The sequence below is a fragment of the Pseudomonas sp. R4-39-08 genome (assembly GCF_003852275.1).
Taxonomy (GTDB): Bacteria; Pseudomonadota; Gammaproteobacteria; order Pseudomonadales; family Pseudomonadaceae; genus Aquipseudomonas.
In genome coordinates this window covers 293,173-305,945 of the sequence record NZ_CP027733.1, presented here as the reverse complement: position 1 = coordinate 305,945, position 12,773 = coordinate 293,173, and the positions used below count along the sequence as shown (strand labels likewise).

Annotated in this window: 11 protein-coding genes; 3 read left to right on the top strand and 8 right to left on the bottom strand. The window is 60.5% G+C overall.

What is annotated here, in order from left to right; genetic code table 11:
- Positions 1-240 precede the first annotated feature (240 nt).
- Genes C4J88_RS01215 through C4J88_RS01205 form a run of 3 tightly spaced genes read right to left on the bottom strand, consistent with a single transcriptional unit; the run spans position 241 to position 5,443 of the window.
- Entirely contained in the window at positions 241-3,297 is a 3,057-nt protein-coding gene (locus C4J88_RS01215; RefSeq protein ID WP_124365408.1) for an efflux RND transporter permease subunit, read from the bottom strand.
- Positions 3,294-4,364: an efflux RND transporter periplasmic adaptor subunit gene (locus tag C4J88_RS01210; protein WP_124405999.1), complete on the bottom strand. Its 1,071-nt coding sequence runs from the start codon at positions 4,362-4,364 to the stop codon at positions 3,294-3,296. Before C4J88_RS01210 ends, C4J88_RS01215 begins: the two co-directional genes overlap by 4 nt.
- Positions 4,361-5,443, bottom strand: a complete 1,083-nt coding sequence (locus C4J88_RS01205; RefSeq protein ID WP_124405998.1) for an efflux RND transporter periplasmic adaptor subunit — start codon at positions 5,441-5,443, stop codon at positions 4,361-4,363. The genes C4J88_RS01210 and C4J88_RS01205 overlap by 4 nt, the downstream gene beginning before the upstream one ends.
- Positions 5,444-5,564: 121 nt before the next feature.
- On the opposite strand from C4J88_RS01205, the gene C4J88_RS01200 reads away from it, so the two are divergent.
- The 3 genes from C4J88_RS01200 to C4J88_RS01195 all read left to right on the top strand — a co-directional run bounded on the left by C4J88_RS01200 (position 5,565) and on the right by C4J88_RS01195 (position 7,971).
- Entirely contained in the window at positions 5,565-6,725 is a 1,161-nt protein-coding gene (locus tag C4J88_RS01200) for an AAA family ATPase (RefSeq protein ID WP_124405997.1), read from the top strand.
- Between the two features lie 98 nt (positions 6,726-6,823).
- On the top strand, positions 6,824-7,132 hold the full coding sequence (locus tag C4J88_RS27565; RefSeq protein WP_256659074.1) for a transposase: 309 nt from the start codon (positions 6,824-6,826) through the stop codon (positions 7,130-7,132).
- The gene (locus C4J88_RS01195) at positions 7,129-7,971 is read left to right on the top strand and encodes an IS3 family transposase (protein WP_305955159.1); all 843 of its coding nucleotides are present in this window, start codon (positions 7,129-7,131) and stop codon (positions 7,969-7,971) included. The genes C4J88_RS27565 and C4J88_RS01195 overlap by 4 nt, the downstream gene beginning before the upstream one ends.
- Positions 7,972-8,121: 150 nt before the next feature.
- Here C4J88_RS01195 and C4J88_RS01190 read toward each other — a convergent pair whose 3' ends face one another.
- The 5 genes from C4J88_RS01190 to C4J88_RS01170 all read right to left on the bottom strand — a co-directional run bounded on the left by C4J88_RS01190 (position 8,122) and on the right by C4J88_RS01170 (position 12,643).
- Positions 8,122-8,976, bottom strand: coding sequence for a transporter substrate-binding domain-containing protein (locus C4J88_RS01190; protein WP_124360768.1), 855 nt, complete (start codon positions 8,974-8,976; stop codon positions 8,122-8,124).
- A complete protein-coding gene (locus tag C4J88_RS01185; protein WP_124365404.1) occupies positions 8,973-9,749 on the bottom strand; it encodes an amino acid ABC transporter ATP-binding protein in 777 nt (258 codons plus the stop codon). Before C4J88_RS01185 ends, C4J88_RS01190 begins: the two co-directional genes overlap by 4 nt.
- Positions 9,746-10,405, bottom strand: coding sequence for an amino acid ABC transporter permease (locus C4J88_RS01180; protein ID WP_124405996.1), 660 nt, complete (start codon positions 10,403-10,405; stop codon positions 9,746-9,748). Before C4J88_RS01180 ends, C4J88_RS01185 begins: the two co-directional genes overlap by 4 nt.
- Positions 10,386-11,051: an amino acid ABC transporter permease gene (locus C4J88_RS01175; RefSeq protein ID WP_124365402.1), complete on the bottom strand. Its 666-nt coding sequence runs from the start codon at positions 11,049-11,051 to the stop codon at positions 10,386-10,388. The genes C4J88_RS01180 and C4J88_RS01175 overlap by 20 nt, the downstream gene beginning before the upstream one ends.
- A gap of 227 nt (positions 11,052-11,278) precedes the next feature.
- On the bottom strand, positions 11,279-12,643 hold the full coding sequence (locus C4J88_RS01170) for a TcdA/TcdB catalytic glycosyltransferase domain-containing protein (RefSeq protein ID WP_164487705.1): 1,365 nt from the start codon (positions 12,641-12,643) through the stop codon (positions 11,279-11,281).
- Positions 12,644-12,773: the final 130 nt, after the last annotated feature.

Genomic DNA, 12,773 nt, shown 5'->3' with positions numbered 1-12,773 from the left:
AGGCGACCGTTGAGAGGTGGAGGCCGGAGGGTAAAACACTCAACGGGGTGACCAGGGCAACACCCGTCGCTTCCGGAAGTTTCCCACGTCTCAAAGATCGTTCCCACGCTCCGCGTGGGAATGCGGCCCGTGACGCTCCGCGTCACCTGTGCGCAGTAGCCGAAATTTGCAGCGGGACGCGGAGCGTCCCAGGAGGCGTTACCACGCGGAGCGTGGGAACGATCAGCCCCGCTCACATTTTTAACCGCGTTCTTCCTGCTGTGGCTCGCGGATCTTGTACCAGGCCACATATAGCGCCGGCAGGAACAACAGCGTCAGCAAGGTGGCGATGATGATCCCGCCAATCATCGCGTAGGCCATCGGCCCCCAGAACACTTCCCGGGCAATCGGGATCATGCCCAGGCTCGCCGCCGCCGCCGTGAGCAGGATCGGCCGGCGCCGATGCTCGGTGGCCTCCACCACGGCGTCCCACGGTGTGTAGCCGGCCACTTCATATTCGTGGATTTGCGTCACCAGGATCACCGAGTTGCGGATGATGATGCCGATCAGCGCGAGGATACCGAGGATCGCCACAAACCCCATGGGCGTGCCCGTGGGAATCAGCGCCAGCACCACGCCAATCAGCCCCAGCGGCGCGACACTCGCCACCAGGAACATCTTCTGCACGCTGTGCAGTTGGATCATCAGGAACGTCGCCATCAGGAACAGCATCAGCGGCACCACGCTGGCAATCGGACCCTGGGCCTTGCCGCTTTCTTCCACGGTGCCGCCGGTGGCGACTTTGTAACCCACCGGCAGGCCGTCGCTGAACTTCTGGATAGTCGGCGCCAGCTGCTTGACCAGGTCGGTCGGCTGCATCTCGTCGCGCACCGCGGCCTTGATGGTGATGGTCGGCTTGCGGTCGCGACGCCACACCAGCGGCTGCTCCAGCTCGTAGCGCACGGTGGCGAAGGCCAGCAACGGAATCGAGGTGCCGTTGGGCGTGACGATCTGCAGGTTCTGCAAGGTTTCCGGTGTACCGCGTTCGGCGTCTTCGGCGCGGCCGACCACATTGATCAGGTAAATGTCGTCGTGCACCTGGGTCACCGAGGCGCCGCTGACCACGCTGTTCATCAACTGCGCCACGTCTTCCGACGACAGCCCCAGTTGCCGCGCCTTGTCCTGGGCGATGTCGACGCGCAGCACTTTGCCCGGCTCGTTCCAGTCGTAGATGATCTCGCCCAGGTGGGTGTTCTGGTCGAGCAGGGTCGCCAGTTCGATGGCGTGCTTGCGCACCTGGTCGGTGTCTTTGCCGGACACGCGGTACTGGATCGGCCGTCCCACCGGCGGGCCCATTTCCAGCGGCTGCACGAAACTGCCGATGCCGACGAAGTCATCGCGCAGGCGCTTCTGCAGACGTGCGATCAACGCACCGCGCTCTTCCAGGCCCTTGCTGACGATCACCAACTGCGCGTAGTAGGGGTTTTCAAGTTGCTGGTCCAGGGGCAGGTAGAAACGGATCGCACCCTGGCCGATGTAGGTGCTCCAGCGCGTAATGTCCGGGTCGTCCTTGATGATCGCTTCCAGACGGTCGACCGCCTTGCGCGTCTCGTTGATCGAGGCGTTTTGCGGCAGGTTGAGGTCGACGAGGATTTCCGGGCGATCCGACGACGGAAAGAACTGGTTCTGCACAAACTGCATGGAGAACACCGACGCCACAAACAGGCCCACGGTGATGCCGATGGCCCACCAGCGGTTGCGCATCGCCCATAGCATGCCACCGTTGAACGCGCGGCCGATGCGCCCCGGCTCGGCACTATGGGGCTTCACATTGGCGCTGAGGATATGCACGCCGATCACTGGCGCAAACAGCACCGCCACCACCCACGACACCAACATCGCCACGGCAATCACCGCGAACAAGGTGAAGGTGTACTCCCCCGCCGAACTGGCGTTGAGGCCAATCGGCACGAAACCGGCGACGGTCACCAGCGTGCCGGTGAGCATCGGAAACGCTGTGGAGGTGTAAGCGTAGGTGGCGGCCTGCTCCTTGGTTTCGCCTTTTTCCAGGCGTGTGATCATCATCTCCACGGTGATCATCGCATCGTCCACCAACAGGCCGAGGGCGATGATCAAGGCGCCCAACGACACCCGTTGCATAGTGATGCCGCTGTATTCCATGAACACGAACACCAGGGCCAGCACCAACGGAATCGAGCACGCCACCACCAGCCCGGCACGCATGCCCAGGCTGATAAAGCTCACCACCAGCACGATGATCACCGCTTCGAACAACGCACTGGTAAAGCCACCGACCGCCTCTTCCACCACTTCGGCCTGGTCCGAAACCTTGTGCACACCGACGCCCACCGGCAGGTCGGCGGTCAGCTCATCCATGCGCCCGTGCAGCGCCTTGCCGAACGACTGGATATTGCCGCCCTTCTGCATCGCAATCGCCAAACCGATCGCCGGCTTGCCGTTGAAACGGAACATCGGCCGCGCCGGGTCGACGTAGCCCCGGCTGATGTCGGCAATGTCGGCCAGGCGATAGAAGCGGTCATTCAGGCGCAGGTTGACGTTGGCCAGGTCCTTCTCCGAGGCGAACTGCCCCGAGGTGCGCACGGAAATCCGCTCCGGCCCGGCCTCGATCACCCCGGCGGGGGTCACGGCATTTTGCGATTGCAGGCTTTGCACGACCTGGCGCTGATCGATGCCCAGGGCCGCCAGTTTGCGTGTGGAAAAATTCAGGTAAATCACTTCGTCCTGCTGGCCGATCATCTCGACCTTGCCCAGCCCCGGCACCGAGCGGATTTCGGCGCGCACCTGCTCCACGTAGTCGCGCAACTGGCGCATCGACAGGCCATCGCCGGTAAAGGCGTACACCGAGCCGAACACATCACCGAATTCGTCGTTGAACGACGGCCCCTGCAAGCCTTGGGGGAAGGTGCCGCGTATATCGTCGATCTTCTTGCGAACCTGGTACCAGATCTCCGGAATGGCCTTGGCGCTGGTGGTGTCCTTGAGGAACACGAACACCGTGGATTCGCCCGGCCGGGTGTAGCTCTTCACATAATCGAGGGAGTCGAGTTCCTCGAGTTTTTTCTCGATGCGGTCGGTGACCTGCTTGAGGGTTTCTTCCTGGGTCGCGCCCGGCCAGCGGGTCTGGATGACCATGGTCTTGATGGTGAACGAGGGGTCTTCCTCGCGGCCCAGGTTCATGTACGAAAACACGCCCATCAGCAGCGCGACGAACATCAGGTACCAGACGAAGGACTGATGCTTGATGGCCCAGTCGGATAAGTTGAAGCTGCCTTTCATCGCGGGCTGTCCTCGTCGATTTTGACTTTCTGCCCGGGTTTCAGGCTGTTCACACCGGCGGTGACGACGCGCTCGCCGGGCTTGATGCCACCATTGAGCACTGCGCTGTCGGCGTCACGGCTGACCACCGTGACGTCACGCGGTTGCACTGTCTGGCTCTGGGTGTCGAGCAGCCAGATGCGGGTCTTGCCGTCGACGTCCTGCAACGCGCTCAACGGCAGCTCGATACGCGGCGCGATGGCGCTGCTCAAGGTCACGCTGATGGCGGTGCCCAGGCGAAACGCGGCGGGGGTGTCAGTCAGGCTCAAGCGTGCGCGCCGGGTACGCGTGGCGCTTTGGGCCTGGGGCTCGATCTCGCGCACGATGGCGGTGGTGTGCACGCTGGGGTCCAGTTGCCCGGCCACCAGGAACACCACATCCGCCGGCAGGCGCTCGGCCAGGCCGGCGGGCAGGTCGATCACCGCTTCCTTGATGTCCGGGCGGGCCAGGGTCACCACTTGCTGGCCGGCGCTGACCACCTGGCCGGCCTCGGCGTTCCAGGCGGTGACGATGCCGGCGTGGTCGGTGCGCAGCTCGGCGTAGTTGAGCTGGTCCTTGGCTTGATTGACCGAGGCGCGAGCCTGGTCGAGGGTCGCCTGGGTGGTTTTCAGGTCAGTCTGGGCCACGTCCAACTGCGCCTGGGCGCCGACGCCACGGTCGAACAGCTCCTGCTGGCGGCGGGCATTGGCCTGGGCATTGATGAACTGCGCCTGCACGCGGGCCAGGTCACCCTGGGCGGCGCGTAGTTGGTTCTGCTGGTCGGTGGGGTCGAGGACGGCGAGCAAGGCGCCCTTCTCCACCTCGGCGCCAACGTCCACCGCGCGGCGGGCGATACGGCCCGGCACACGGAAACCCAGGTTACTTTCGTAGCGGGCCTGAATGGTGCCGGCAAAGCGGCCAAGGTGTGCCTGGTCTTCGGCCTTCACCTCCATGGACAACACCGGGCGCACCGGTTCGGGCGGCGCGTCTTCCTTAGAGCAGGCCACCAGCAACAGGCTGGCGGCGAGGATCACCGTCAGGTGCTTCATGGCTGGGCTCCTTGCTGGGCGATTTCGACGAGCATGCCGGGGTGCAGCAATTGCCCACCGGCCACCACGACTTTTTCGCCGCCTTTAAGGCCGTCACCGATGATCACTTTGCCGGTGAGGTACCGCGCCACCGTAACCTTGTGCAGCTGCGCCTTGCCGTCGCCGTCTATCAGCCACACGGCGGGTTCGCTGAGGTCCTTGGTCAAGGCCGACCACGGCAACTCGATGCTGGCCTTGGCCGGGCCATTGGCGGTGGCGCTCACCACCGAGCCCAGTTCCATGCCTTTGGGCAGGCTTTGCAGGGCGATTTTCACTTGCACGGTGCCGGTATTGGCGGCCACGGCAGGGGTGACTTCGCGGACTCTGCCCACTGTCTTGATGCTCGGGTTATCCAGCAGGCTGACGGTGATCGGCGCGTCCGGCGGCGGCTCCACCAGCAGCGATTCGTAAACGTTGAACACCGCGTCGCGTTCGCCATCGCGGGCCAGGCTAAAGATCGGCACGGTGGCTTGTACGACCTGGCCGACTTCAGCCTGGCGCGCGGTGATAATGCCCGGCGCATCGGCGACCAGCGCGGTGTAGCCCAGTTGTTCACGGGCATTGGCCAACTGCGCCTGGGCGGCGGCCAGGGCGCTTTGGCTGCTGCGCAACGCGGCCTGGGCGGCGTCGTATTCGCTGCGGCTGGTGTAGCCCTTGGGCAAGAGTTTTTCCTGGCGCACGAAGGCGGCGGCGGTTTGCTTGACCCGCGCCTGCTCGGCCACGACCTGGGCCTGGGCGGAATCGACGTTGGTCTGCAGGTCCTTGGGGTCGAGCTTGGCCAGCACTTGCTTGGCTGTCACCCGATCACCGACGTCGGCCAGGCGCTGGATGATCTTGCCACCCACCCGAAAGGACAAATCGGTTTGCACCCGCGCCTGGACATCCCCGGTCAGCGTGACCGCTGCGGCGAAATCCGCCGGCTGCACGGTTTGCACGAACACCCGCGAATGGGCCTTGGGCTCGGCCTTTTCCTGGCCACAACCGCCCAGCAGCGTCAGTAAGCCAAGCCCGAATAAAAATGTGGAAATGCGACCGCCCATGCAGGCTCCTTTTGCGTGATGCCGACGTGCCAGTGTGTATGCGACTGTGAGCTTAGATCAGGGTTCCTTATCTGCATGGAGGATCCCATACTTCAATGGTTCCCCTACCGACTCAATTGCCATGCTCAAGACCCTCGCGGTGGCCAATTACCGCTCGATCAATAAATTGGTGGTGCCCCTGGGCCGCTTGAATCTGGTGACAGGCCCCAACGGCAGCGGCAAGTCCAACCTGTATCGCGCCCTGCGCCTGCTGGCCGAAACCGCCCAGGGCGGGGTGATCAATGCCCTGGCCCGGGAAGGCGGGCTGGACTCGACGTTCTGGGCCGGGCCGGAAACCATCAGCCGGCGCATGCACAGCGGCGAAGTGCCGGTGGAGGCTGTCGTGCGCAAGGGCGTCAAGCGTCTGCGCCTGGGGTTCGCCGCCGAAGATTTCAGCTACGCGATCTCCCTGGGCTTGCCGGAACTCACCCAGTCGTTTTTCAGCCTCGACCCGGAAGTGAAGAGGGAATGCATCTGGGCCGGGCACGTCTACCGCCCGGCCAGCCTGTTGGTACAGCGTTCCGGGCCGTTGGTGCGCGCTCGCGAAGGCCGTGCCTGGGATGTACTGGCCCAGCACACGCCGAACTATCACAGCCTGTTCGACCAAGTCGGCAGTTTGCGTGGCTCGCCGGAAGTATTGCTGCTGCGCGAGAGCATTCGTGGCTGGCGCTTTTATGATCACTTTCGCAGCGACGTGGACGCGCCAGTGCGCCAACCGCAGTTAGGCACCCGCACGCCGGTGCTGCATCACGACGGGCGCGATTTGGCCGCAGCGTTGCAAACCATTCGTGAAATTGGCGACCCCGAGGCGTTACAGCGCGCAGTCAGCGATGCGTTTCCAGGCGCGCGCTTAAATATCCAACCGTTGCAGGGCGGGCGCTTTGCCATCGAGTTTTACCAGGAAGGCCTGCTGCGCCCGTTGTCGGCGGCAGAGTTGTCGGACGGCACCTTGCGCTACCTGCTGCTGATCGCCGCGCTGCTGACGCCACGGCCGCCGACCATGATGGTGCTGAACGAGCCTGAAACCAGCTTGCATCCGGACCTGTTGCCGGCGTTGGCGCGCTTGATCATCCAGGCGTCGGCGCAGTGCCAGGTGTGGGTGGTGTCCCATGCCAGCCGCTTGATTGCGGCGTTGCAGCAGGATGAGGAGTGCAATTCGATTGTGCTGGAGAAGGTGCTGGGGGAGACGCGAGTGGTGGGCCAGGGGATGCTGGATGCGCCGGCGTGGCAGTGGCCGGAATAGGGGGTGACTGCACAGGCCTCATCGGGGGCAAGCTGAACTGGCCTAATGATCCCGGACACCTCTTAAGGGCGATATGATTCGCCCAATCAGGAGGTTCCATGCAACAGCGAAAGACCTACACCCACGAGTTCAAGCAACGTGCTGCAAGCATGGTTCTTGATGATAACTGCTCAGTTTCCGACGTCTGTGCATCGATGGACGTTGGCCCTACGGCTCTGCGCCGCTGGGTTGATCAGGTTCGTAAAGAGCGTCACAAAGGGCAGCCAGTGGCAGGTACCAAGGCTATCAGCGACGAACAGCGAGAGCTTCAACAGCTACGAGCCAAGGTCAAGCGCCTGGAGAGTGAGGCTGAAATCTTAAAAAAGGCTACGGCTCTCTTGATGTCGGATCCCGATCGTTTTTCCTGATCGAGGAACTGAGGGAGTCGAGTTCGTATCCGACCAGCCTGCTTTGCAGTGCGCTAGGCGTTTCTCGCAGCGCGTTTTATGACTGGCTTAAGCGTCGCTCAGAGCCGAATACCAAGCGTGACGCGCTTAGAGCAAAAGTCGTGCAACTGCATGACGAAAGCCGGGGAAGTGCAGGTGCACGGATGATCTCTCAGCACTTGAAGGCCCAGCAGATCAAGGTAGGTCGGCATCTGGCCGGAAAACTTATGGCGGAGGCAAATCTGGCCAGCAGACAGCGCCGCCGCCATCAATATCGCTCTAGAGGCGTTGAAGCATTTGTGGCCAAGAACCTGCTTGAGCGTAACTTCGAGCCAACCGCAATTAATCAAGTCTGGTGCGGCGACGTTACCAGTCTAATGGTTGGGAAACGCTGGTATCACTTGGCAGTGGTCATTGATCTGTTCGCCCGCCGAATCGTTGGCTGGGCGTTTTCTCTGATCAATGACGCCAACCTGGTTAGCAAGGCGCTGAGAATGGCGGTGGAGGTTCGAGGCAAACATGCAGGCTTGATGTTTCATTCAGATCAAGGCTGCCAATACACCAGCCAGCACTTTCAGTCCGAGCTGCTGGGGCATGGGATAACGCAAAGCATGAGCCGTAGGGGGCAGTGCTGGGACAACGCGCCAACAGAGCGTTTCTTCGGAACGCTCAAATCAGAGTGGGTGCCCACCCAAGGCTATACGACAGTTGAAGAAGCCAAGCAGGATATGACCAGCTTCTTCATGCGATACAACCGAATCAGGCTCCACAGCTACAACAACTACCTGTCGCCAATAGCCATGGAGCAGGAGGCGGCTTGATCACCGTAATCGGTGTCCGGAAAAACTTGACCAGAACAAGCCCCCTCCCACATTTGGATATATGCACAAATCAGAACCTGTGAACCCAATCCAGTGTGGGAGGGGGCTTGCCCCCGATGGCGGCAGAACAGCCAACACCAAAGCCAGGCCTCAGCCCTGCCACTTGCCCCCTTCAACAATCACACTCTCAGGCTTGGTGTCATCGCTCAGCTCTTTACGCACATATTGGTCATAGAGCTTGAGCAAGAACTTCTCTTCGCCCAACTTCGCCAACTCCGCATTCACCCAGTCGCGCAGTTCGATATTGCCCTTCTTCACCGCCGGGGCAATCGGTGCTTCGTCACCGAGCTTCTGCTCCAGCACGCGGTAGCCGGGGTTCTGCTTGGCCCAGCTGAACAGCACCAGGTTGTCCTGGGCGTAGGCATCGCCACGGCCGGCCGACAGCGCTTGCAGCGACTCGGAGTTTTTCTCGAACTTGAGCAGTTTCCAGTCCGGGTGGTGCTTGGTCAGCCAGATGTCGGCGGTGGTGCCGGTGGTGACGATGGTGGTGCGGGTGGCCAGGTCATCCAGGTTCTTGACCGGGCTGTCGTTCGGCACCAGCGCCTGTACCGCGACTTTCAGGTTGGGGTTGGTGAAGTCCACCGCCTCCTTGCGCTCAGGGGTCACGGTCATGTTGGCGAGGATCAGGTCGACCTTATCGCTTTGCAGGAACGGGATACGGCTGGCCGGCTCCACGGCGACGAACTCGACTTTGTTTTCATCGCCCAACAGGTCCTTGGCGAATTGGCGGCCGATGTCGGTATCGAAGCCGACGTAGCGGCCGGCTTCGTTGACGAAGCCGAACGGCGGCTTGTCGGTGAAGACGCCGACGATCAGCTTGTCGCGGGCCTTGATCTTGTCGATGGCACTCACCGCGCTGGCGGCAGGCTTGGCGGGCTCTTCGGCCTTCTTGTCGCAGCCGGCCAGTAACGCGACGGCAAACAGTGGCAGCAGTAACTTTTTCATAGCAGCTCCGGTTCCTTGATCTTTCTGGGCAATGTTGAAACAAAGGAGAACTTCTCCAGGAACTGCTGCGCGCGTGCGGTTTGCGGGTTCGTAAAGAATGCCTCGGGGGTGTTGTGTTCGAGGATGCGACCGGCCTCCATAAACACCACGCGGTCGGCGACGGCGCGGGCGAAGGCCATTTCGTGGGTGACAATCAGCAGGGTCATGCCGTCGCGGGCCAGGCCCTGGATGACTTCCAGCACTTCCTTGACCATTTCCGGGTCGAGGGCGGCGGTGACTTCGTCGAACAGCATGACCTGAGGGTTCATGCACAGCGAACGGACGATGGCGATGCGTTGCTGCTGGCCGCCGGAAAGCTGGCGTGGGAAGGCGTCGCGCTTGTCGGCCAGGCCCACGCGCGCCAGCAGTTTTTCCGCCTGCTCACGCGCTTCACGCGGGTCGCGCTTTTGCACCTTCAAGGGGCCGAGCAGAATGTTGTCGAGCACGCTCATGTGCGGGAACAGGTGGTAGCTCTGGAACACCATGCCGATGTCCTGGCGCACCTGGCGCCAGTCGGTATGTTTTGCCAACAGCTCGTTGCCGGCGAACCGCAAGTGCCCGCTGTGAGCCACTTCCAAGCCATTGAGGCAGCGCAGCAAGGTGCTTTTGCCGCAACCACTGGGGCCGAGGATCACCACCACTTCGCCGCTGTGCACGCTCAGGTCGATGCCCTTGAGCACCTGCTGTTCGCCGAAGAATTTGTTGAAACCCTGAAACTCGATCAATGCGCTCATGCTTGGGCCCAGCGCCGTTCCAGCACCTTGGAGGCGGCCGACAACGGGTAGCAGATAAAGAAGAAAAACAGGAACAGCGCGCCGTAGATCAACACCGACTCATAGGTGCGCTCGATGATTTGCTGGCCGACCTTGATCACATCCACTACGCCGATCAGCACGGCCAGGGAGCTGGTCTTGATGATCCGCGTGTAGATATTGATGGTCGGCGGCGTCATGCGTTTCAGGGCCTGGGGCAGCAGCACGTAGCCGTACAGCTGCGGGTCGGACAACCCGATCGACAAGCCGGCTTCGCGCTGGCCACGGGGCAGCGAATGCAAGGCGCCGCGCACCACTTCGCCGACTTCACTGGCGCCCCACAACGACAACACCAGCACCGCACACCAGAAACTGGGGATGCTCAGGCCGAAGAAGATCGGCAGGCCGAAAAACAACAGGTACAGCCAGACCAGCACCGGGATGGCGCGAAACAGCTCCAGGTAAACCCGCAGCAGCGCATTGATCACGCGGTTGTCCAAGGTGCGCAATACGCCATACAACACGCCGCCGACCGTGCTGAAGGCGATGCTCAAGAACGAAATCGACAGGGTTTGCGCAGCGCCCTTGCCCAGTTGCGGCAACGACACCCATAACAATTCAAGACCCGAACTGGCCATGCTGGAGCCTCCTTTCCAAGCGGCTGAGCAACAGCGACAACGGCAAGAACAGCAGCACGCAGATCAGCGTCAATACGGCGAGCATTTCGTAGGTCTTGTAGTAGAGCGCGATGTAGCTCTTGGTGGTGTAGAGAATCTCGGGCACCGCCACAGCGGAAACCACCGTGGTCTCCTTGAGCAGAAAGATGAAATTGGCGAACAGCGCCGGCAGGCTGAGGATGCCGGCCTGGGGCAGAATCACATGGCGCAGCAGCTGCCAGTCGGACAGGCCGATGGACTTGCCTGACTCGATCTGCGCCGTTGGCACCGCTTCCACACCGGCGCGCAGCACTTCGGTGAGGTAGGCGCCGCCGAGGAAGGTCATGGTGATGATCGCCGCCCAGAACCCGGAAATATTCAAGCCCAGGGCCGGCAGCGCGAAATACACGAAGAACAGTTGAATCAGCAGCGGCGTGTTACGCGCCAGCTCTACATACAGCGCCACCAACCGCGACAGGTAGGGGGTGCGAAACACCAACAGCGCTGCGTTGATCAGCGCCACCAGCAAGGAGGTGGCAATGGCGATCAGACCCACTTGCAGCGTCACCCCGACCGCTTTCAGAAATGCCGGCAGGGTGCTGAGGATAAAAGCAAAATCGAAGGTCATCTTGAGTCCATGACGCCGCAGGATAATGCGGCGAGCGCTGTCCGTTCCGGCGTGGGTAACGTCGGGTAGCGCGAACTTTAAAGGTATAAAAAGAAAAATTTAAATACCGAAATAGCATATTAATATCACCCAAATAGCTAACCTATTGGGGGATTGCTTAACCGAGCACAAGACGTGAAGGCTTCGATAAAATAAGCCCTGCCGACAGGCAAGGCTTTCAACACTATTTAGCCCCTCTTCAGCGTGTCGGGCTGGCCGCCACCGGCCATTGCTTTGGTAGCGCTGTTTTGCTGCTCTTCGGTCTCAAAATTGACGTAGTTGTCGGGGAATTTGAAATGGGAATCCACGAGTTTCCAGTACTCTTCGTTTTGCGGCTTTGCTTTGTCCCATATTCGATCAGCCAGAGAGCGGGCGTCGCTGCGCACCAGATCCGGCTGCCCCTTCGCTTGCTGTATCACTTTGTCGACATGCCCGCGTAATGCATTGGGGCCGGTGGTTTCAATCGTGCTTTTATTCGGGCGACTGAAGTAACGGTCACCGCCGTACTCATTGCCCTTCATGGAACGGTAGTTGTTGCCGATGTCATCAATCAGGCTGGACAGCATCGCACTCTGGGCATGGCTGGAAAATAAGGCGTTGGCGAAATAAGGGGTGGCGCTGCCCTTTGCGTCATTTTTGCCTTCAGCCATGCCGACCAGCATTAAATCGGGATGGGCATGCAGTGCGCCATCGAGGGGTCGTACGCTCTCCAGATCAATATCCGTATAAGTGCCCGCATAACGATTGACGATTTCATAACGTGCCACGTCCGAGGCTGCAGCATAGCCACCGTTGCGTCCGATAATTTCGTGTTGATACACGTCTTTGTTCTGTAATCGAATGTCCGAGGGATTGCTCAGGTCACGAATCTGAATGTTCTTTTGATCGGCAAACCGCTCTTTTAAACTCGTCAGCGTACTGATATCACGGGGAGGGTTACTCGCGTAACGGTCCCAGGATTTTGTCGTCTGGTCCAGAATCACGGCTTCTGCTTGATAAAACTTATCGTCGGTGCGCTGCGCGTAACGCTCAAATCCGTCAAGTACCTGCCGAGCGTTAGCAGCCGTCACGTTTCCACCTTCGGGCAGCAGTAGCGCTTTCAACTGTTTGTTACTCGAGGCAGACAGCTGTTTGTTCAACTCGCTGATGACTTGTGACTGTTCTGCAGCTTTACGCTGCCTGGGAGATTCCGTAGTCACTTTGAGCTGGCTGAATAAACCGCGAATGGGACGCTCTGATTGATAGCCTGGATAAATAGCTTCCGCTTTTGCCTGCGCGGACTTATTCGTGGCGTAAGCATCAAATTGAGTGGAATCCACCCAAAGCGTGACTTCATGGTTAGGGTTCTTGGATGCCCACTGACGCAAGTATTCATCCTGCTTGGCGCTTGGTTCCGAGCCCACCCACACCATATGGATATTGTTCGGGACGGGCTTGAATTCGCTTAGAGGGTAGGTGGATTCAAAGCTCTTAGGGCTCTGGGGCTGGGCCGCTACCGGACTCATGCTTGGGGAGGTGGTGAGCAGTTGATGCGAAGAGACATGCTGAGTCATAACTATTGGCTCCAAAAAGCTGACAACACTTGCCGGCGCCTCCATGCGTTAATTCCTTCATCGACTCCAAGCCTGCGGGTAAAAAAACAAAAAAACAAAGATACAAATGTAAGATTATTTAAGAAACATA